This window comes from Rubritepida flocculans DSM 14296, from assembly GCF_000425365.1.
In the GTDB taxonomy this organism is placed as follows: Bacteria; Pseudomonadota; Alphaproteobacteria; order Acetobacterales; family Acetobacteraceae; genus Roseococcus; species Roseococcus flocculans.
The window spans coordinates 71,124-89,887 of the sequence record NZ_AUDH01000008.1; the positions used below are offsets into that span (position 1 = coordinate 71,124).

Sequence of the window (18,764 nt, forward strand, 5' to 3'; positions counted from 1 at the left end):
GCGTCAGTCCAGCGGGCGCAGCACGCGGCGCAGGAAATCCTGCGTGCGCGGCTCGCGCGGGGCGGTGAGGAGCTCGGCCGGAGGGCCTTCCTCGACCACGCGGCCCTTGTCCATGAACACGACGTGATCGGCCACTTCGCGCGCGAAGCCCATCTCGTGCGTGACCACCGCCATGGTCATGCCCTCGCGCGCCAGGTCGCGCATCACGCTCAGCACCTCGCCGACGAGCTCGGGGTCGAGCGCGCTGGTCGGCTCGTCGAAAAGCACGGCCCTGGGCCGCATGGCGAGAGCGCGCGCGATGGCCACGCGCTGCTGCTGCCCGCCCGAGAGCTGCGAGGGATAGGCGCCCTCGCGCCCCGCGAGCCCGACGCGCGCGAGCAGCGCGCGGGCGTGCGCCTCCGCCTCCTCGCGGGCTTCGCCCGCGGCGAAGATGGGGCCCTCCGTCACGTTCTCCAGCGCCGTGCGGTGCGGAAAGAGGTTGAAGCGCTGGAACACCATCGAGACGCGGCGGCGCACGGCGCGGATCTCGGGCCGGGTGCGGTCCACGCGCAGCCCGTCCACGCGCACCTCGCCGCCCTCATAGCCCTCCAGCCCGTTCACGCAGCGCAGCAGGGTGGATTTGCCCGAGCCCGAGGGGCCGATGACGCAGACCACCTGGCCCTGCCGCACCGTGAGCGAAATGCCGTCCAGGACGCGGTGCGCGCCGAAGGATTTCACGAGATTCTCGACCTCGATCATCGCCGCCCGAACCGCTTCTCGAGCCGGGAGACCAGGAAGATGAGCGGGATGGAGAGGCAGAGGTAGAGCAGCGCCACCAGCGTCCACACCTCCTGGTTCTTGAAGGTGGAGGCGGCGATGAGCCGCGCCTGGGTGGACATCTCCGCCACCGTGATCACGCTCGCCTGGGAACTGTCCTTCAGCAGCATGATGAGGTTGTTGCCATAGGGCGGCAGCACGATGCGCACGGCCTGGGGCAGCACCACGCGGCTCAGCACCCGCGCGCGCGTCATGCCGAGCGATTCCGCCGCCTCGATGGTGCCCGGATCCACCGCGAGGATGCCGGAGCGGAACACCTCGCCCATATAGGCCGAGTAGGCGATGCCGAGGCCGATCACGCCCGCCTGGAAGGCGGTGAGGTCGAGGCCCAGCTCGGGCAGCACGAAGTAGATGTAGAAGAGCTGCACGAGGATCGGGATGCCGCGGATGGTGTTGGTGAAGGCCATGGCCGGCCAGACCAGCCAGCGCACGCCCGAGGTGCGCATCAGCGCCCAGACGACGCCGAGCAGCGTGGCCAGCACCAGCGCGCAGAGCGTGACGAGCACCGTCATGCCCATCCCCTGCAGGAGGATGGGCAGGAACTCGCGCGCCGCCTTCAGGAAATCGTCGAGACTCATTCGACGGAGGGCGGCAGGTTCCACTTCGCCAGAAGCTGCGCGAAGACGCTCTCGCGCTTCACGGCGGCGAGCCCGGCATTGATCCGCGCCATCACCGGATCGCCCTTGCGCGTGCCGATGCCGATGGCGCCCACGACGCTCGGCCGGTAGTCCGGCAGCAGCCGCACGCCGCGGAAGGTGCCCTGCGCGATCTGGTAGGAGACGATGGGCGCATCGCCGAAGCCCGCCTGGATGCGGCCGAGCGAGACGTCGCGCATGATGTCGGCCACGCTGTCATAGGTGCGGACATCGAGGCCCGCCGCGCGCAGCGGCTCGATGTAGACGGTGCCGATCTGCGCCCCCGCGCTCACGCCGCGCATGTCGGCGAGGCTGCGCCAGGGCCGCGTCTCGCCCTCGCGCACCGCCACGCCCTCGCCATAGGCATAGACGGGGTCGGAGAAGTCGATCTGCTCGCGCCGGGCGGGGGTCGCGAGCATGGCGGCCGAGATGATGTCGATGCGGTTGGAGGTGAGCGAGGCGATGAGCGCGGCGAAGGGCGTCGCCTGGATTTCCACCGCGAAGCCCTGGCGGCGGCCGATCTCGGTGATCAGGTCCACCATGAAGCCGGTGATGGTGTTGGTGCGCGTGTCGAGGAAGGTGAAGGGAATCCCCGTGGGGGTGGAGCCGACGCGCAGCGTCTGGCCCTGGGCCATGGCGGGGGCGGCGGCGAGCGCGGCGCCCGCGCCGAGGATGGAACGACGGCCGATCATTCTTGTGCCCTCCTGCGTCTTGCCCCCGCATCAGGGCACGCGGCGCGGGCGCGATCAAGCGCCCCGGCGCGCCTTGTCCGCCGCGTTGGCGGCCTTGATCCGCTCCCGCGCCGCCTCCCATTCCGCATCGCCCCAGGCGAGGTATTCCGTGTAGCTGCCCGCGCCGTTGGCGAGCCAGTGGCCGCCGTCGAGGGCGATGGTCTGGCCCGTGATCCAGCCCGCGGCGTCGGAGAGCAGGAAGGCGGCGAGGCGTCCGATGTCCTCGGGCCGGCCGGTGCGGCCCAGCGGGTTGCGCGCGTTCCACTTGCCCGCTGGGTCGGCCTCGCCGGGGCGGATGCGCGCGAGCATCCCCTCCGTCGGGATCAGCCCGGGCGCGATGCCGTTGAGCCGGATGCCGTAGCGCCCCCACTCGACGGCGAGGGATTTCGTCATCGCCTCCACCCCCGCCTTGCTCATGGCCGAGGGCACGACGAAGGGCGCGCCCGTCCAGATCCAGGTGACGAGGATGGAGACGACGCTGCCGCCCGTTCCGGCGGCGATCCAGCGCTTGCCCAGGCTCTGCGTCACCTGGAAGGTGCCGTGCAGCACGATGTCGCTGATGGCGCGGAAGCCGCGCGGCGAGAGATCCTCGGTGCGGGAGAGGAAATTGCCCGCGGCGTTGTTGATCAGGTGCGTCGGGCCATGGCCGGCGGCGAAGCTCGCCGCCACGGCCGCCTCCACCGCGTCGGGGTCCTTGATGTCCACCGCCTGCCAGCGCAGCCGCCCCGGATGGGCGGCGCCCAGCGCCGCGGCGGCCTCCTCCAGCACCGGCGCGCGCCGGCCCCAGAGCTCCACCGCCGCGCCGTGCGCCAGCAGGAACTCCGCCATCATCCGGCCGAGGCCGGAGCCCCCGCCGGTGACGAGCACGCGCGCGCCGGCGAGGAGATCGGGCGCGAACATCAGCCGCGCAGGCCGAGGCGGTTCACGCGCGCCTCCTCCTCGTTGATGGTGCGCTGCATGAAGGCCGCGTAGTCCTCGGTGTTGAGGTATTCGAGCGGCATGTCGAGGCGGTCGAGCGCGGCGAGGTGCTGCGGGTCGTGCAGCGCGGTGCGGAAGCCGTCGTGCAGCGCGCGCACGACGGCGGGGTCCATCCCCTGCGGCCCGACGAGCCCATAGGGCGAGGTCACCACCATGTCGCGGTAGCCGAGCTCGACCAGGGTGGGCACCTCGGGCAGCTTGCGCGAGCGTTCGCGCGACCAGACGTTCAGCGCGCGCAGCCGCCCCTCCAGCACCAGCGGCAGCACGCCCGAGCCGGTGGCCGAGGCCTCGATGTGCCCGCCCAGCATGGCGGGCACCGCGTCGGCCTCGCCGCGGAAGGGGATGTGCTCCACGTCCAGCCGCTCGCGCTCCGCGAGATCGATGAGCGTCAGGTGCGGCGTGCCGTTCGCGCCGGTGTTGCCCAGCCGCACGCGGCCCGGCCGGGCGCGCGCATCGGCCACGAGATCGGCCCAGCTCCGGTAGGGGCTCTCGGCGCGCACGCAGACCATGAACAGGTAGCCGGTGAGGTGGATGATCGGCGTGAAATCCGTGCGCGGGTTGAAGGCCATGCGCTGCATGAAGGGCAGGCGCATGGCGGGGAGCGGGAACTGCGCGAGGGTGTAGCCGTCCGGCCGGGCGCCGCGCACGTTCAGCGCGGGCAGCGTGCCGCCTCCGCCCGGGCGGTTTTCGATGATCACCTGCTGGCCGAAGGCGCGCGTGGCGGCCTCGGCCAAGGCGCGCATCTGCACATCCGTCGCCCCCCCGGGCGGGAAGGAGATCTGGATGGTGATGGGCCGGCTCGGAAAGGCCTGGGCCTGGGCCGACAGCGCGGGGGCGGCGAGGGCGCCGCCGAGCAGGATGCGGCGAGAGACGGTCATGGAAACCTCCCGGTTCGTCGTGGTTCAGAGGGTGCGCGCGATGATCTCGCGCATCACTTCCGAGGAGCCGCCATAGATGCGGCCCACCCGCGCATCGGCCCAGGCGCGGCCGATCTCGTATTCGGCCATGTAGCCGTAGCCGCCATGCATCTGCAGGAAGTCGTCGAGCAGGCGGTTCTGCATCTCGGTGCCGAGCAGCTTCACCGCCGCCGCCTCCTCGGCCGAGAGCGCGCCCTGCATGTGGCGGGCGATGCAGTCGTCGAGATAGACGCGGAACATCGCGATCTCGGCCTTGGCCTGGGCGAGCTTGAAGCGGTGCACCTGGAAGTCGAACACGCTCTGGCCGAAGATCTGCCGCTGCTTGGTGTAGGCGATGGTCTTCTCGAGCATCGTCTCCATGCTGACGCCGCAGCGGATGGCGATGATCAGCCGCTCCTGCGGCAACTGGTGCATGAGCTGGCGGAAGCCGGCGTTCTCCTCGCCCAGCAGGTTGGCCGCCGGCACGCGGCATTCGTCGAAGAAGAGCTCGCTCGTGTCCTGCGCGTGCAGGCCGATCTTCTCGAGCTTGCGGCCGCGCGCGAAGCCGGGCGTGCCCTCCTCGACGCAGATCAGCGAGATGCCGCGCCGCCCGGCCTCGGGGTCGGTCTTGCAGACGACGATGACGAGGCCCGCGTTCTGCCCGTTCGAGATGAAGGTCTTGGCGCCGTTGATCACCCACTCCTCGCCCTCGCGCCGGGCCGTGGTGCGCACCGCCTTGAGGTCGCTGCCCATGCCGGGCTCGGTCATGGCGATGGCGCCGATCGTCTCGCCCGCCGCCATCCTGGGCAGCCATTCGGCCTTCTTCTCGGGCCGGGCATAGGCGGCGATGTAGGGTGCGACGATGTCGGAGTGGAGCTGGAAGGCCACGCCGGTCGCGTTCACGCGCGCGAGCTCCTCGATCACGATGGCGGCATGGCCGAAATCCCCGCCCGCGCCGCCGTATTCGGGCGGCAGCATGGTGCACAGCAGCCCCTGCGCGCCCGCCTTGCGCCACAGCTCGCGCGGGACGATGCCCGCGCGCTCCCAGTCGCGGTGGAAGGGGGCGATCTCGCGCTCGACGAAGCGGCGCACCTGCGCGCGGAACATCTCGTGCTCGGCCGAGAAGACGCTGCGCTCGCGGAACGGGCGCGCGGCGCCGGCGGTGCTGTCCATGGCGTGTCCTCCTGCTCTGGCGCCGAGCCTAGCCGCTGCCCCGCCCTGGGGCGAGGGCGGCGATCTCCTCCGCGCTGAAGCCGAACTCCGCCAGGATTTCGGCCCCGTGCTCGCCGCGCAGCGGCGGCGGCGCGGCGATGCCCCCCGGCGTGCGCGAGAAGCGCGGCGCGGGGGCGGGCTGCACCGCGCCCGCGACGCTGACGAAGGCGCCACGCGCGGCGTTGTGCGGATGCCGCGGCGCCTCGGCCATGGAGAGCACGGGGGCCACGCAGGCGTCGCCGCCCTCGAAGAGCGCGGCCCAGTCGTCGCGCGGGCGGGCGCGGAAGGCCTCGGCGAGCAGCGCCTTGTGGCGCGGCCAGTTCGCCCGGTCCTCCCGCCCCGCGAAGAGCGCGGGGTCGAGGCCGAGGATCGCCAGGAACTCGGCCCAGAAGGCGGGCTCGATGGGGCCCACCGCGACGAAGCCGCCGCAGGCGCAGGCGTAGCAGTCGTAGAAGGGCGCCGCGCCGTCCAGCAGGTTCGCCGCGCGCTCCGCCCGCCAGCGGCCGCGCGCCAGCATGCCGTAGAGCGGCGCCATGAGCAGCGCCGCGCCGTCCACCATCGCCGCATCCACCACCTGGCCGCGGCCGCTCGTTCCGCGCTCGACCAGCGCGGCGAGGATGCCGAAGGCCAGCAGCAGGCCCCCGCCGCCATAGTCGCCGACCAGGTTCAGCGGCGGGGCGGGCGGCTCTCCGGCCCGGCCCATGGCGTGCAGCGCGCCGGTCAGCGCGATGTAGGTGATGTCGTGCCCCGCGCGCGGCGCGAGCGGCCCCTCCTGGCCCCAGCCCGTCATCCGGCCATAGACGAGGCGGGGGTTGCGCGCGCGCAGCGCCTCGGGCCCGAGGCCGAGCCGCTCCATCACGCCGGGGCGGAACCCCTCGATCAGCGCATCCGCGGCTTCCGCCATGCGCAGCACGGCGGCCACGGCCTCGGGCCGCTTGAGGTCGAGGGCGAGCGAGCGGCGGTTGCGCGCCGCCACATCCTCGCGCGCGCCGGGCGGCCCGTCGGGGCGCTCGATGCGGATCACCCGCGCGCCGAGATCGCCGAGCAGCATGGCGCAGAAGGGCCCCGGGCCGATGCCCGCCATTTCCAGCACGGTGATGCCCGCGAGCGGCCCCATGCGCTTCCTCCCCCTCATACCAGCGGCCGCTGATTTCGACTTTTGAAGAGGCGGTGCGGCCGCTGGTATACCCTTGTTTTGGCGCGCAGCCGCCACACCGGGTCCCATCGAAGCAAAGCTTCGATGGGTGCCCGCCAACCCTGCGCGCGATACGGTCGGCATGTCATGCCGCCCGTATCATTCTCCGGGGGGCGAGGCTAGGGGCGATCGGCAGCGGGCGGAAGCCGCCCGATCAGCGCGGGGGCGCGGCGTGCGCGGCCTGCACGGCGCGCATGAAGGCCGCATCTCCGCCGATGCGCCGCGCGCGCTCCAGCAGCGCGCGCGCCTCGCGCAGCTCGCCGCGCGCCGCCGCAGCCTGGCCGGCGCGCAGCGCATAGTCGGCCTCCCTCTCGCGCGCGCCCTGGCGGGCGGCGGCATCGGCGGCGAGGGCGAGGGCGCGCGTCACGCCCCGATCGTCGAGGGCGGCGCGCCGGTCCTCCAGCGCGCGCAGCGCGGCGGCCTCCGCGCCCGCGCCATCCTCGGCCAGCAGCGCGGCGCGCGCCGCAAGCTCCTCCGCATCGGCGCGCAGCCCGCGCGCGGCGGGCGCGCCCAGGCGGGCGCGGGCGCGCGAGAGCGCCTCGGCATCGCCCGCCTCGGCGGCAATGAGGCCGAGCAGAAAGGCGGCGCGCTGCGCGGCCTCGGCCTCGCCGCCCTCGGGCCAGGGCTCGAGCAGGGCCCGCGCGCCGGGCGCGTCGCCCGCCCGGTAGCGCGCCGTGGCTTCGGCGAGGCGCAGCGTGGCGGGCACGGGCGCGGCGCGGCGTTCCAGCGCGCGGCGGGCGGCCTCCGCCTCCTCCAGCGCCGTGCGCGCCGCGCCCTGCGCGAGCAGCGCAGCCGCGCGGCCCGTCGCGGCCTCGGCGATGTCCTCGGCGCTGTCGCGCGCGCGCGCGCGCTCGAGCGCGAGGCCGTATTGCCGCGCCGCCTCCTCGTGCCGCGCGGCCTCGAGGGCAAGGCGGCCGGCGGCGAGGTGGTTGCGCAGCGTCTGGTCCACCGGCGGCGGCTCGGGCCGCGCGCCGCCGCAGGCGGCGAGCAGCAGCAGCAGGAAGGCGGGCGCGCGCCTCATGGCCGGATGCGCTCCGCCGGCAGCCGCTCGCGCGCGGGGGGCGCGCCGCCGGCGCCGCCCAGCAGCCAGAGGGTGCGGAGCTGCGCCGTCAGCGCCTCCAGCTCCCGCGCCGTGGACTGCGCCTGGAGCAGCAGCGCGGGCAGGTTGGCCACGCTCTCCTCGGCGCCGCGCGCGATGGCCGGGGCGCGCGGCGCGGCGCGGGCGAGTTCGCGCGTCACGCGCTGGAGATCCGCCATGGCCTGCTCGCTGCGGCGCAGCAGCGCGGGCACGCCCTGCGGCCCGGCCAGGCTCCCGGCGAGGCGCGCCCCATCCTCCGCCATGCGGTCCACGGTGGCGAGGATGCCGCTCACGGCGTCGAGCGCGCCGCGCAGCTCGCGCATCACCGCGGCCACCTGGTCGGACATCTCCTGGTCCGAAAGCAGCCGGCCCACCATGCCCTCGCCGCGCTCCATGCGCTCGGCCATGCGCGCGAAGGCGCCGACGATACGGCCCGCATCCTCGATGATGGGCAGGATGCGGTCGCGCGCCTCGTCGATCAGCGCGCCGACCGTCTCCGTGGGGGCGCGTTCGGAGACGGCCTCGATCACGGCGAAGTTCCAGTCGAGCGGCGCGCCCGACCCGCGCGAGACGTCGAGATAGGCCGCCCCCGCCACGCCGAAGCGCCGGCGGATGGTGGCCACCGAATCGCGGCGGATGAAGTCCATCGCCTGCCGGTCGAGCTGCACATCGGCGTAGAGGCGCTGGCCCTGGCTGATCACCACGCGCCGCACCGTGCCCGCGCGGGTGCCCAGCACCTCGAGATCCGCCCCGGCGGCGAGGCCGCTCACCCCCTCGTCGGGCAGCAGCACGCGCAGCCGCGCGCTGGGCGCCACCCATTCGCGCAGCACCCCCGCCTGGAGCACCGCGCCGAGGAAGAGCCCGAGCGCGAGCAGCACCAGAAGCCCGATCCACTCGTCGCCGCTGAAGAGGCGGCGCAGCCTGGCGCGCAGCCCGCTCATGCCGCGAGGCGCTGCACGCGCCGCAGCCCCGCCGCGCCGAGCCGGTAGCGGCGGTGGGCCGGGATCGCGCGGTCGGACCAGACGGAGAGGCTGGTGGTGAGCCAGAGGCAGCCCGCCTCGCGCGCCGCGGCGATCGCCTCCAGCAGCGGCTGGCGCAGATCGGGCACCGCATCGCCGCGCAGCGGGCTTTCGAGCAGCAGCAGCCGCGGCCGGCCGAGGAAGGCGCGCGCGCAGGCGGCGCGCGCGAGCTCGGCCGCGCCCAGCGCCTCGGGCGGGTCGAGCGGCAGGCCGGGCAGGCCGAAGCGCCGGCACAGCTCCGCCGCGCGCTCGCGCAGCTCGGCCTCGGGCGCGAGGCGATGGGCGAGGGCGGGCAGGAGGATGCTCTCCGCCACGCTGACATGCGGCGCCCAGCCGCCCTCCAGCGGCACCACGCCGATGCGCGCGCGCAGCGCGCGCGCCTCCTCGGGCGAGAGCGTCGCGAGATCCCGCCCCAGCACCCGCACCACCCCCTCGGCGGCGGGAATCAGCCCGCAGCAGAGATCGGTGAAGCCGCGGATCAGCGCGGGGTCATGGGCCTGCACCAGCAGCAGCTCGCCGGGGAGGAGGGCGAGGTCGAAGGCGGCGGCCTCGCCCGGGGCGCGCGCGCCTGCCAGCTCCAGAACGGGCTCCGCCGCGCGGCTCATCCGGCGAGGCTCAGCAGGGCGGAGGCGAGCAGCACGGCGAGCGCGCCGCGCACGAAGCCCGTGGGAAGAAGCTGGGCGGTGCTGCGCTCCGCCGCCGCGCCGAGCGCGGTGTGGGCCGCCGTCACGCCCACCAGCCCGCCGATGAGCAGCAGCTTGAGCGGGAAGAGCAGCGTGTCGGCCGGCCGCATGGCGCGCAGCACCTCGCGCAGCGAATCGAGCAGCGCCACCTCCGTGCTGCTCAGCAGGAAGGCGAGGGTTCCGCCGCTGACCAGCGCCACCGCCACGAACAGGATGCCGAGGGTGAGGCAGGCGAGGGCGAAGGCCGCCGCGGCGGGCAGCGCGTAGAGGGCGAAGATGTCCACCCCCTGCAGCGCGAGCAGCCGCGCCGCGCCGCTGCGCCGCAGCGCGTTCAGCTCGGCGAGCGCGACGAGTCCCGAACGGCCGAGGATCACGAAGCCCACCAGCACGGGCGCGAGTTCGCGCACCAGCACCCGCACCAGCACCGAGGCGAGCAGATCGCGCTGATCCGCCGCGCCGGCCAGCGCGATGCCCTGGAACACCAGCCCCGCGCCGATCAGCATGCCGAGGAAGAGCGTGGCCCCGAGGCCGCCCAGCAGGGATTGCCGCAGCAGGCGGAACATCTGCCGCCGCGCCGGCGCCCGCCAGGTCGCGGGCGCGAGGGAGAGGACGAGCACCCGCGCCGAGAGGGCGAGATTCTGCAGCAGGGTGAGGAAGCCCGTCCGGAAGGGACGCCCGATCGCCGCCAGCATCACAGCTCCGCCGCCAGGATGTAGCTGCTCATCGCGCCGCGCCGGGGCATGTGGAAGCGGCCGCGCGGGCGGAACAGGTACTGCCCGGCCAGCGCGGCATAGACCGCCTCGCTGGCCTGGATGCCGCCCTCGGGGGCGCTCGCGGCCATCTGCCCCGCGAGGCGCACCGCATCGCCCCAGAGGTTGAGGAAGCCGCTGCCCGGCCCGACGCGGCTGCCGATGGCCACCCCGAGGTCGAGGCCGATGCGGAAGGCGGGTTCGGCCTCCGCCTCCTCGAACAGGGCGAGGCAGCAGCGCCGCGCCGCCAGCGCGAAGGCGGCCATGCGGCGGATGGCGGGCGGGCCCGCCTCCTCGGCCGTCAGCCCCGCGGCGGCCACCACCTCGTCGCCCAGCAGCTTGAGATAGGGCACGCCCGCCGCCTGGCCCGCCGCCTCCAGCTCCCGCGCGAGATGCTCGACGAGCGCGCCCTGCAGCGAAGCGGCGCGCCGGCCGGCCAGCGCCAGCGGGTCGGTGAAGCGCAGCACCATCACCGCCACCTGGGGATAGACATCGGCCGCGACATCGGCCGGCAGCGCGTCGCGCAGCGCGCTGTCGGCGAGCTGCGCGGGGGCGGCGGCGGGGGCGGCCTCGGCCTCCGCCTCCTTCACCGCCGCGGCGCGCTCGGCCAGGCGCCGGGCCCCGCCGGCCAGCCGCACCGCGAGAAGCTGCGCGACGGGCTGCAGGAAGCCCAGCACCTCGCCGGGCTTCGCGCCCGCATCCTCCACCCAGGCCACGCCCAGCACCCGCGCCCCGTGCCGGATGGGCGCGGCGATGAGCGCGGTGCTGCCGAGCGGGGCGAGCCAGATGCGGTGCAGCTCGGCCGTCGCGCGGTCCTTCGCGGCGTCGGCGGCGAGGATGGGCTCGCCCGTCGCGAGCCGGGCGAAGAGGGCGGGCATCTCCTCGCGCAGCAGCATCGCCTCGCGGGTGTGGCCCTGGCGCTCGGCCTCGAAGCCGTCCTCGAGCACGAGCGCACGCCCGTCGGGGCTGAGCCGCCACAGACAGGCCCGCGCGGCGCGCGCCACGGCGCAGAGCCGCTCGGTGAGCTCGGGCGGCAGCTCGGCCTCGGGGTCGAACAGGGCGGTGGAGCCCGCCAGCTCGCCGAAGGCGGCGGATTGCGCGGCGATGGAGGCGCGCTCCTCGAGCAGCCGCTGCGCCGCGCGGTCCGCCCGCAGCCCCTGGCGCACCAGCAGCAGCGCAAGCCCGAGCGCCAGGGCCACCACGCCGAGGGACATCAGCAGCACGCGGCGGTTGTTGAGCGCGACGAAGCCGGTGAAGTCCTCCTCCGGCACGGCGATCACGACGCGCCAGGAATCGGCGGCCGAATGGCGCAGCGTGGTGGCGAGGATCACCTGCCGCTCGCCCTCCACGATCTCCGTGCGGCGCACATCGCCCTCGAGGCGGATCACGTCGTAGGCGCGGGCCAGCACGGGGTCGCCGAGCTCGTCCAGCCGGCGCGGCACGGGGCCCTCGGGCGTCTCGCGCAGGATCAGCCCGAGGTCGGGGTGGGCGATGACGCGCCCCGCCCCGTCCACCACCACCACGCGGCCGCGCCGGCCCACGACGATGCCGTCCAGGAAGGCGGAGAGCGCGTCGAGCGAGATGTCGAGCGCGAGCACCCCCGCCACCTCGCCCTGCGCGTCGCGGCGCACGGCGGCGGCGACGGTGATGCCCGGCACGCGGTCGGTGAAGAAGACGTAGATGTCCGTCCAGGCCTCGTCCGGATCGTCCAGCGCGGCGCGGAACCAGGGGCGGCTGCGCGGGTCGAAGCCGGTCTCCTCCTCCTCGCGCCGGCCCGCCTCGCGGCCTTCGGCGTCGTAGAAGATGCGCAGCAGTCGCCGCGGCCCCGGCTCGTTGCGGATGAGCAGGGTGGAGGCGCCCTCCGCCTCGGCCCGGCGCACCGCCATGTAGTTGCCGCGCAGGTCGGCCGCCATGAACAGCGCGATGTGCGGAAGCTGGCGCAGCACCTGCCGGCCGAAGCGCTCCAGCGCCTCGCGGCTGCCGCTCTCGTCGCCGGGGGTGACGAAGAAGTCGCGCGCGAGGCGCAGGCTGCGCTCGGCGGTGCCGAGGAAGAACTGCACCTCCTGCGCCACGCGCAGCTCCAGGCTGTGCAGCATCTCCTCCGTCAGCGCCAGCGCGCCGCGGCGGTTGGCCGTGTAGCTGTAGAGCGCGATGGCGACCAGCGCCCCCAGGATCACCGCGACGGCGGCCAGCGGGAAGAGGATGCGCGCGAGCCGCCGCCGCCGGCCCTCGCCCTCCGCCGCCGCCGTCCCGCTCATCCGAGCGCCTTGGGCGCGCTGACCGCGCAGCGCGCGCGGGCCATCTCCTCCAGCAGCGCGCGCGCCTCGGCGTGGCGGGGCGTGCCGGGGGCGAATTCGCCCGCGCGGATGCGCCGGGCGAGGGCGGCGAGCGGCGCCTCCTCGCCGGGCAGGAAGGCGGCGAGCCGGGCGGCCAGCGGGGCCGTCTCCGCCGCCAGCGCCCGCCCGGCGATGGCCAGCGCATTGGCCGCCATCCGCGCCTCGTAGTGCAGTTCGGGCGGCAGGGCGGGCAGCAGCTTCTCGAGCAGCGATTGCCGGGCCGTGGCGATCAGATCCGCCGCGTCGGGGCGCTCAAGCATCGAGCGCCTCCGCCTGGCGGAGGATGTCGAGCTCGAGCTCCGGCACGATGTGCGCGGTGAGCGCGAGTTCGAGGCTGCGCTCCACGCCCGAGAGGTGGCGCCCGCCCTGGTCGGCCGCGATCACCGCCCAGCGGATGCTCGCCGCAAGCTCCCAGAAGGGCAGGCGGGCGGGGTCGGGCGGCGCCCCGGCCGCCTCGGCATAGCCCGCGAGGAAGGCCTCGCGCGGGCCCAGCCCGCCCGCCTCCAGCGCGCGGTTGCCGAAACGCCAGCAGGGGGCGCAGAACCAGCCGAGATCGGCGTGCGGGTCGCCCCAGCCGGCGAACTCCCAATCCAGCACGGCGGTCAGCCTGCCCTCCTCCACCATCAGGTTCCCTGTGCGGTAGTCATTGTGGCACAGCACGGGCGGCAGCGGGGACGGAAGATGCCGTTCGAGGGCGGAAAGACCCCATTCGAGCACCGGCCTGGGCGTGCCCGCGGCATCGAGCCGCGCGCGCATGGCCGCCAGGAAGGCCCGCCCCGAATCGGCGGGCGGGGGGCCGAGGAAAGAGAGATCCTCGCGCGGCGGGCGGATGTGGTGGATGCGCGCCAGCGCCTCTCCCATCGCGCGCACCAGCCCCGCATCCCCGCCCTTCGCGGCGGCGGCGCGGGCCAGGCGGAAGGCGGTGGCCATGCCGCCCACCCGGCGCATCACGAAGAAGGGCGCGCCGATCACCCCCGGATCGGCGCAGGCGAAGAGCGGCTCGGGCACCGTCACCCCGGCGGCGCGGGCGGCGCGCAGCAGCGCGAACTCCGCCATGCGGGGCAGCGAGACCGCGAGCGTGGCCGGGTTGTCGGTGCGCAGCACCCATTCCTCCGCCGCGCCGCCGCGCATGACGGAAAGCGCCCAGTTCTGCTGGATCGCCCCGCCCGAGAGCAGCCCGGCCGCGCCGATGCGGACGGGCGCGCCCGCCGCCCCGCTCAGCCAGGCCTCGAGGGCCGCGCGCCGCGCCTCATCCATGCGCGCCCCAGCCGAAGAAGTCGCCGCCCTCGCGGCGCAGGAAGTTCGCGATCACCATGCGGTGGACCTCGGAGGCGCCGTCCACCAGCCGCGCCTGGCGGGCGTAGCGGTAGATCCACTCCACGATCGTGTCCTTCGAGTAGCCCTTCGCGCCGAGGAGCTGGATGGCCGTGTCGGCCGCGCGATGCAGCGCATCGGCCACGACGATCTTCGCCATGCTGATCTCCTTGCGCGCGAAATCGCCCTGGTCGAGCTTCCAGGCCGCGCGCATGGTCAGCAGCCGGCCGATGTCGAGCTGCATGGCGGCCTCGCCGACCATCATCTGCACGCTTTCCTTCTCGGCGAGCTTCTGGCCGAAGGCGTGGCGCTCCTCGATGCGCGCCATGGCGATCTCGAGCGCGCGGCGCCCGAGGCCGCCCCAGCGCATGCAGTGGGTGAGGCGCGCGGGGCCGAGGCGGATCTGCGTGACCTTCAGCCCGTCGCCCACCCCCATCAGCAGGTTCTCGTCGGGCACCTCGAGCCCGTCGAACTCCAGCTCGCAATGCCCGCCATGCTCCTCCGGCCCCATGATCGGGATGCGGCGGAGGATGCGCCAGCCCGGATCCTCCGCGCGGAAGAGGAAGGCGCTGAGGCCGCGGCGCGGATCGTCCGAGGTGCGCGCCATGACGATGAAGCGCTTCGCCTTTCCCGCGCCGGTGATGAACCATTTGCGGCCGGTGATGCGCCAGCGGTCGTTGCCGACGCGCTCGGCGCGCGTCCTGGTCATGGAAGGGTCGCTGCCCGCGCCGTCGGGCTCCGTCATGGCGAAGGCGGACTGCACCTCGCCGCGCAGCACGGGCATCAGCCACCACTGCTTCTGCGCCTCGGTGCCCACCTTGTTCAGCAGCATCATGTTGCCGTCGTCGGGGGCGGCGGAGTTGAAGACGACGGGGCCGAAGATGGAGCGGTTCATCTCCTCGTAGCAGGCGGCCATGCCGGTGAAGGGCAGGCCCTGGCCGCCCAGCGCCTCGGGCATCTGCAGGCACCACAGCCCCTGGGCCTTCGCCTCGGCGCGGAGCGTGGCCAGCAGGGCGGGGGCGATGTTCTCGTGCGCGTCGTAGCTCGCCGGATCGGCCTCCAGCGGGATCAGCCGCTCCTGCACGAAGGCGCGGATCGCCCGGCGCTTCGCTTCGCTCTTCGCATCGAGGGTGAAGTCCATGGTCGTTTCCTTCAGAGCGGCGCGACGGAGTGCCCGCCATCCACGGTCAGCACGCTGCCTGTCATGTAGCGCCCCGCATCGGAGGCGAGCAGCAGAAGCGGCCCGTCGAGGTCGTCGGGCTGGCCGAGGCGGCGGAAGGGGATGCGCCGGATCATCGCCTGCCCCGGTTCGGAGGCGAAGAAATCCCGGTTCAGCTCGGAGGCGACATAGCCCGGCGCCAGCGCGTTCACGCGGATGCGATGCCGCGCCAGCTCCACGGCCATCTGCCGCGTCAGGTGCAGAAGCCCGGCCTTGGCCGCGGTGTAGGAGGCGACGCCCGGGATCACACGCTCGCCCAGGATGGAGGCGACATGGATGATGCTGCCCCCGCGCCCGGCCTCGACCATGCGCCGCGCGGCCTGCTGCGCCACCAGGAAGGCGCCGCGCAGGTTCACGCCCATCACCGCGTCCCATTCCTCCAGCCGGTGCTCCAGGAAGGGGCGGGTGGCGGCGATGCCGGCGTTGTTCACCAGGATGTCGAGCGGACCCGCGGCGTCGAGGGCGGCCGCGACGGAGGCGGGCGAGGCCACGTCCAGCGCCACGGCCATGGCGCGCGCGCCGAGTTCCTCCGCCAGCGCCGCGCAGGCCTGGGTGCGCCGGGCGGCCAGCACCACCTCCGCCCCGGCCCCGTGCAGCACCCGCGCGAAGCGCGCGCCGAGCAGCCCCGAAGCGCCGGTGACCAGGGCCCGCCGGCCCTCGAGCGAGAACATCCGCCCCCTCCCTCATCCCCTCTGCGCGAGGATTGGGGCCGGGGCGCGGATGGTCAACCCGCGCGGCCTGGGCGAGACTGCCCGCAACGCGACGGGCCGGGAGGAGGGGGCGCCATGCCGAGCACCATGTTCGACCGCATCTGGGACCGGCATGTGGTGGCCGATCTCGGCGAGGGCTGGTCGCTGCTCTACCTGGACCGCATCCTGGTGCACGACCTCTCGGGCGGGCGCGCCATGGAGGAGCTGGCCGAGAAGGGGCTCCGCGTGGCCGAGCCGCGCAAGGTCTTCGCCACCCCCGATCACGCCGTGAGCTCCGCGCCGGGGCGCACGGCGATGACCTACCGCAAGGGGGGCGAACTGCTGGCGCGGCTGCGCGCGCGCTGCGCCGCCGAGGGCGTGCGGATCTTCGACCTCGGCCAGCGCGGCAACGGCATCGTGCATGTGATGGCGCCGGAGCTCGCCATCGTCCTGCCCGGCCTCACCCTCGCCTGCGGCGACAGCCACACCTGCACCAATGGCGGGGTGGGGGCGCTCGCCTTCGGCATCGGCGCCTCCGAGCTCGCCCATGCGCTCGCCACCCAGACTCTGCCGCAGCGCCGGCCCGGCACCTTCCGCATCCGCTTCGAGGGCGCCCGCCCGCCCGGTGTGACGGCGAAGGACATGATCCTCGCCGCCATCGGCCGCTTCGGCGCCGCGGCCGGCACGGGCATGGCCATGGAATACGCGGGCGAGGCGGTGCGCGCGCTCTCGGTCGAGGAGCGGCTGACGCTGTGCAACCTCTCCATCGAGATGGGCGCGAAGGTGGGCATGGTGGCGCCCGACGACGCCACCTTCCACTACCTCGCGGGGCGGGACTTCGCGCCGAAGGGGCGGCTGTGGGAGCAGGCGATGGCCGAGTGGCGCGCGCTGCCCTCCGACGAAGAGGCCGTCTTCACGCGCGACGAGACGATCCGCATGGCCGATGTCCCGCCGCAGATCACCTGGGGTACGAGCCCCGAGCAGGTGGTGGCGGTGACGGGCCATGTGCCCCCGCTGGAGGCGGCGCGCGACGCCGCCCAGCGCGCCGCCTGGGAGGCGGCGCTGCGCTACATGGGCCTCGCACCCGGCCAGCCGCTGATCGGCACGAAGGTGGACTGGGTGTTCATCGGCTCCTGCACCAATTCGCGCCTGTCGGATTTGCGCGCGGCGGCGGCGATGCTGAAGGGCCGCCGCAAGGCGCCGCACGTCACCGCCTGGGTGGTGCCGGGCAGCGAACAGGTGAAGGCCGAGGCCGAGGCCGAGGGGCTGCACCGCCGCTTCCTCGAAGCCGGCTTCGAATGGCGCGAGCCGGGCTGCGCGCTCTGCGTCGCCGCCAATGGCGAGGCCGTGCCCGAGGGCGCGCGCTGCGTCTCCACCTCCAACCGCAACTTCGTCGGCCGGCAGGGCAGCGGGGCGCGCACGCACCTCGCCTCGCCCGCCACGGCGGCCGCGGCCGCGCTCGCCGGCGCCATCGTGGACGCGAGGAGTTTCTGAACATGCAGCCCTTCCGCAGCGTCACCGGCCCCGCCATCCCGCTGATGATGGCGAATGTGGACACGGACGTGATCATCCCCATCCAGCGCCTCGTCGGAACGGGGCGCGAGGGGCTCGGCCCCTACGCCTTCGAGCGGCTGCGCACCCGCGCCGACGGCAGCGAGAACCCCGATTTCGTCGGCAACCATCCGGCCTGGCGCGGCGCGCCCATCCTTCTCGCGGACGAGAACTTCGGCTGCGGCTCCTCGCGCGAGGGCGCGGTCTGGGCGCTGATGGGCATGGGCGTGCGCTGCGTGATCGCGCCGAGCTTCGGCGACATCTTCTTCGCCAACTGCTTCCAGAACGGGCTCCTGCCCGTGCGCCTGCCCATCGCCGCCATCCGCCGCATCGCCGAGGAGACGGAGGCCGCCCCGGGCAACGCCCGCACCACGGTGGACCTCGAGCGCCAGGTGGTCATCACCCCGCGCGGCGAGGAGATCCCCTTCGCGGTGGACGCGCGCAAGCGCCAGGCGCTGCTGGAGGGGCTGGACGACATCGCGCTGACGCTGCGCCAGCGCGAGGCCATCGAGGCCTGGCGCGCGCGCGACCGCGCCGCCCGCCCCTGGGCCTGGGAGAGCGTGGCGTGAGGATTCTCGCCCTTCCCGGCGATGGCGTGGGCGTGGAGGTGACGGAGGCGGCGCTGCGCGTGCTCGACTGGTTCCGCACCCGCCGCGGCTTCGCCTGCGAGGTGCTGCGGCGCGACTTCGGCCTCGCCAACTGGACGAAGCACGGCACGATGATGCCGGACGAGACCTGGGCGCGCATCCTGGAGGCGGACGCCATCCTCTTCGGCGCGGTGGGCAGCCTCGACCAGGCCGGCGTGGTGCCGCCGGAGGAGCGGCGCAAGGGCTCGCTGCTGCGCATGCGCAAGGCGCTCGACCTCTTCGCCAATCTCCGCCCGGTGCGGATGCCCGCCGCACTCGCCGAGGCGAGCCCCTGCAAGCCCCGCGTGACCGAGGGGGTGGACCTGATCCTCGTGCGCGAACTCACCGCCGGCGTCTATTTCGGCACGCCGCGCGGCGTCGAGACGCTGCCCGACGGCACGCGGCGCGGGGTGAACACCCACAGCTACACCGAGGCCGAGATCGCCCGCGCCGCGCGCTTCGCCTTCGCCCTCGCGCGCGGCCGGCGCGGGCGCGTCACCTCGGTGGACAAGGCGAACGTGATGGAGGCGGGCGCGCTGTGGCGCGAGGTGGTGGGCCGCATCGGCGCGGAGGAGTTCCCCGATGTCGTCCTCGAGCACATGCTGGCGGACAACTGCGCCATCCAGCTCCTGCGCGCCCCGCGCCGCTTCGACGTGATCCTGACCGACAACCTCTTCGGCGACCTGCTGAGCGACGCGGCGGGCGCGATCATCGGCTCGCTCGGCATGCTGCCCTCGGCCTCGCTCTCCGCGCCCGATGCGGCGGGCCGGCGGCGCGCGCTCTACGAGCCCATCCACGGCTCCGCGCCCGACATCGCGGGCCGGGGCGTGGCCAACCCGCTGGGGGCCATCCTCTCCCTCGCGCTGCTGCTGCGCTGGAGCGCGGGCCGGGCGGAGGACGCGGCGCATCTCGAGGCCGCGGTGGACCGCGCCCTGGCCGCCGGCGCCCGCACCTCCGACATCGCCGCCCCGGGCGAGTCGGTGCTGAGCACGGAGCAGATGACGCAGGCGGTGCTGGACGCGCTGTGAGCGCCGCCC

Annotated in this window: 19 protein-coding genes; 3 read left to right on the forward strand and 16 right to left on the reverse strand. The window is 74.5% G+C overall.

Features of this window, described 5'->3' with window-relative positions:
• Positions 1-3 precede the first annotated feature (3 nt).
• The 16 genes from H596_RS0109570 to H596_RS0109645 form a co-directional block, all read right to left on the reverse strand.
• Positions 4-738 (reverse strand): amino acid ABC transporter ATP-binding protein, encoded by a 735-nt coding sequence (locus tag H596_RS0109570; protein ID WP_027284701.1) that lies wholly within the window; start codon positions 736-738, stop codon positions 4-6.
• Positions 735-1,394: an amino acid ABC transporter permease gene (locus tag H596_RS0109575; protein ID WP_027284702.1), complete on the reverse strand. Its 660-nt coding sequence runs from the start codon at positions 1,392-1,394 to the stop codon at positions 735-737. Before H596_RS0109575 ends, H596_RS0109570 begins: the two co-directional genes overlap by 4 nt.
• A complete protein-coding gene (locus H596_RS0109580) occupies positions 1,391-2,143 on the reverse strand; it encodes an ABC transporter substrate-binding protein (RefSeq protein ID WP_027284703.1) in 753 nt (250 codons plus the stop codon). Before H596_RS0109580 ends, H596_RS0109575 begins: the two co-directional genes overlap by 4 nt.
• Positions 2,144-2,197: 54 nt before the next feature.
• Positions 2,198-3,082: an SDR family oxidoreductase gene (locus H596_RS0109585; RefSeq protein WP_027284704.1), complete on the reverse strand. Its 885-nt coding sequence runs from the start codon at positions 3,080-3,082 to the stop codon at positions 2,198-2,200.
• Positions 3,082-4,038, reverse strand: coding sequence for a Bug family tripartite tricarboxylate transporter substrate binding protein (locus H596_RS0109590; RefSeq protein WP_037300774.1), 957 nt, complete (start codon positions 4,036-4,038; stop codon positions 3,082-3,084). Before H596_RS0109590 ends, H596_RS0109585 begins: the two co-directional genes overlap by 1 nt.
• A gap of 24 nt (positions 4,039-4,062) precedes the next feature.
• On the reverse strand, positions 4,063-5,229 hold the full coding sequence (locus H596_RS0109595) for an acyl-CoA dehydrogenase family protein (RefSeq protein WP_051212725.1): 1,167 nt from the start codon (positions 5,227-5,229) through the stop codon (positions 4,063-4,065).
• Between the two features lie 28 nt (positions 5,230-5,257).
• Positions 5,258-6,385: a CaiB/BaiF CoA transferase family protein gene (locus tag H596_RS0109600; RefSeq protein ID WP_037300776.1), complete on the reverse strand. Its 1,128-nt coding sequence runs from the start codon at positions 6,383-6,385 to the stop codon at positions 5,258-5,260.
• A 232-nt stretch (positions 6,386-6,617) separates the two neighbouring features.
• The gene (locus tag H596_RS0109605) at positions 6,618-7,484 is read right to left on the reverse strand and encodes a hypothetical protein (RefSeq protein ID WP_027284708.1); all 867 of its coding nucleotides are present in this window, start codon (positions 7,482-7,484) and stop codon (positions 6,618-6,620) included.
• Positions 7,481-8,482 (reverse strand): MlaD family protein, encoded by a 1,002-nt coding sequence (locus H596_RS0109610; RefSeq protein ID WP_027284709.1) that lies wholly within the window; start codon positions 8,480-8,482, stop codon positions 7,481-7,483. Before H596_RS0109610 ends, H596_RS0109605 begins: the two co-directional genes overlap by 4 nt.
• A complete protein-coding gene (locus H596_RS20940) occupies positions 8,479-9,165 on the reverse strand; it encodes an ATP-binding cassette domain-containing protein (protein WP_051212727.1) in 687 nt (228 codons plus the stop codon). Before H596_RS20940 ends, H596_RS0109610 begins: the two co-directional genes overlap by 4 nt.
• Entirely contained in the window at positions 9,162-9,935 is a 774-nt protein-coding gene (locus H596_RS20945; RefSeq protein ID WP_051212729.1) for an ABC transporter permease, read from the reverse strand. Before H596_RS20945 ends, H596_RS20940 begins: the two co-directional genes overlap by 4 nt.
• The gene (locus H596_RS0109625; RefSeq protein WP_027284710.1) at positions 9,935-12,250 is read right to left on the reverse strand and encodes a cache domain-containing protein; all 2,316 of its coding nucleotides are present in this window, start codon (positions 12,248-12,250) and stop codon (positions 9,935-9,937) included. Before H596_RS0109625 ends, H596_RS20945 begins: the two co-directional genes overlap by 1 nt.
• Positions 12,247-12,588, reverse strand: coding sequence for a DUF6285 domain-containing protein (locus tag H596_RS0109630; protein ID WP_027284711.1), 342 nt, complete (start codon positions 12,586-12,588; stop codon positions 12,247-12,249). The genes H596_RS0109625 and H596_RS0109630 overlap by 4 nt, the downstream gene beginning before the upstream one ends.
• On the reverse strand, positions 12,581-13,585 hold the full coding sequence (locus H596_RS0109635) for a phosphotransferase family protein (RefSeq protein ID WP_027284712.1): 1,005 nt from the start codon (positions 13,583-13,585) through the stop codon (positions 12,581-12,583). Before H596_RS0109635 ends, H596_RS0109630 begins: the two co-directional genes overlap by 8 nt.
• Positions 13,578-14,783 carry an acyl-CoA dehydrogenase family protein gene (locus H596_RS0109640; RefSeq protein WP_027284713.1) on the reverse strand — a complete coding sequence of 402 codons (1,206 nt, stop codon included), beginning with the start codon at positions 14,781-14,783 and terminating at the stop codon, positions 13,578-13,580. The genes H596_RS0109635 and H596_RS0109640 overlap by 8 nt, the downstream gene beginning before the upstream one ends.
• 11 nt (positions 14,784-14,794) lie before the next feature.
• Positions 14,795-15,532, reverse strand: coding sequence for an SDR family NAD(P)-dependent oxidoreductase (locus H596_RS0109645; protein ID WP_027284714.1), 738 nt, complete (start codon positions 15,530-15,532; stop codon positions 14,795-14,797).
• Between the two features lie 114 nt (positions 15,533-15,646).
• Here H596_RS0109645 and leuC point away from each other — a divergent pair, with 114 nt between their 5' ends.
• Genes leuC through leuB form a run of 3 tightly spaced genes read left to right on the forward strand, consistent with a single transcriptional unit; the run spans position 15,647 to position 18,755 of the window.
• Entirely contained in the window at positions 15,647-17,044 is a 1,398-nt protein-coding gene (gene leuC / locus H596_RS0109650) for a 3-isopropylmalate dehydratase large subunit (RefSeq protein ID WP_027284715.1), read from the forward strand.
• A gap of 2 nt (positions 17,045-17,046) precedes the next feature.
• A complete protein-coding gene (gene leuD, locus H596_RS0109655) occupies positions 17,047-17,670 on the forward strand; it encodes a 3-isopropylmalate dehydratase small subunit (RefSeq protein WP_027284716.1) in 624 nt (207 codons plus the stop codon).
• A complete protein-coding gene (gene leuB, locus H596_RS0109660; protein WP_084602659.1) occupies positions 17,667-18,755 on the forward strand; it encodes a 3-isopropylmalate dehydrogenase in 1,089 nt (362 codons plus the stop codon). The genes leuD and leuB overlap by 4 nt, the downstream gene beginning before the upstream one ends.
• Positions 18,756-18,764 lie beyond the last annotated feature (9 nt).

What these genes read in the sequence shown, in the direction of transcription:
- H596_RS0109635 (WP_027284712.1), bottom strand. Translation starts at nt 13,585, where the DNA reads ATGGATGAGGCGCGGCGCGCGGCCCTCGAGGCCTGGCTGAGCGGGGCG.
- H596_RS0109645 (WP_027284714.1), bottom strand. Translation starts at nt 15,532, where the DNA reads ATGTTCTCGCTCGAGGGCCGGCGGGCCCTGGTCACCGGCGCTTCGGGG.
- H596_RS0109630 (WP_027284711.1), bottom strand. Translation starts at nt 12,588, where the DNA reads ATGCTTGAGCGCCCCGACGCGGCGGATCTGATCGCCACGGCCCGGCAA.
- H596_RS0109640 (WP_027284713.1), bottom strand. Translation starts at nt 14,783, where the DNA reads ATGGACTTCACCCTCGATGCGAAGAGCGAAGCGAAGCGCCGGGCGATC.
- H596_RS0109605 (WP_027284708.1), bottom strand. Translation starts at nt 7,484, where the DNA reads ATGAGGCGCGCGCCCGCCTTCCTGCTGCTGCTGCTCGCCGCCTGCGGC.
- H596_RS0109600 (WP_037300776.1), bottom strand. Translation starts at nt 6,385, where the DNA reads ATGGGGCCGCTCGCGGGCATCACCGTGCTGGAAATGGCGGGCATCGGC.
- H596_RS20940 (WP_051212727.1), bottom strand. Translation starts at nt 9,165, where the DNA reads ATGAGCCGCGCGGCGGAGCCCGTTCTGGAGCTGGCAGGCGCGCGCGCC.
- H596_RS0109625 (WP_027284710.1), bottom strand. Translation starts at nt 12,250, where the DNA reads ATGAGCGGGACGGCGGCGGCGGAGGGCGAGGGCCGGCGGCGGCGGCTC.
- leuD (WP_027284716.1), top strand. Translation starts at nt 17,047, where the DNA reads ATGCAGCCCTTCCGCAGCGTCACCGGCCCCGCCATCCCGCTGATGATG.
- H596_RS0109590 (WP_037300774.1), bottom strand. Translation starts at nt 4,038, where the DNA reads ATGACCGTCTCTCGCCGCATCCTGCTCGGCGGCGCCCTCGCCGCCCCC.
- H596_RS0109580 (WP_027284703.1), bottom strand. Translation starts at nt 2,143, where the DNA reads ATGATCGGCCGTCGTTCCATCCTCGGCGCGGGCGCCGCGCTCGCCGCC.
- H596_RS0109585 (WP_027284704.1), bottom strand. Translation starts at nt 3,082, where the DNA reads ATGTTCGCGCCCGATCTCCTCGCCGGCGCGCGCGTGCTCGTCACCGGC.
- leuC (WP_027284715.1), top strand. Translation starts at nt 15,647, where the DNA reads ATGCCGAGCACCATGTTCGACCGCATCTGGGACCGGCATGTGGTGGCC.
- H596_RS0109575 (WP_027284702.1), bottom strand. Translation starts at nt 1,394, where the DNA reads ATGAGTCTCGACGATTTCCTGAAGGCGGCGCGCGAGTTCCTGCCCATC.
- H596_RS0109610 (WP_027284709.1), bottom strand. Translation starts at nt 8,482, where the DNA reads ATGAGCGGGCTGCGCGCCAGGCTGCGCCGCCTCTTCAGCGGCGACGAG.
- H596_RS0109570 (WP_027284701.1), bottom strand. Translation starts at nt 738, where the DNA reads ATGATCGAGGTCGAGAATCTCGTGAAATCCTTCGGCGCGCACCGCGTC.
- H596_RS20945 (WP_051212729.1), bottom strand. Translation starts at nt 9,935, where the DNA reads ATGCTGGCGGCGATCGGGCGTCCCTTCCGGACGGGCTTCCTCACCCTG.
- H596_RS0109595 (WP_051212725.1), bottom strand. Translation starts at nt 5,229, where the DNA reads ATGGACAGCACCGCCGGCGCCGCGCGCCCGTTCCGCGAGCGCAGCGTC.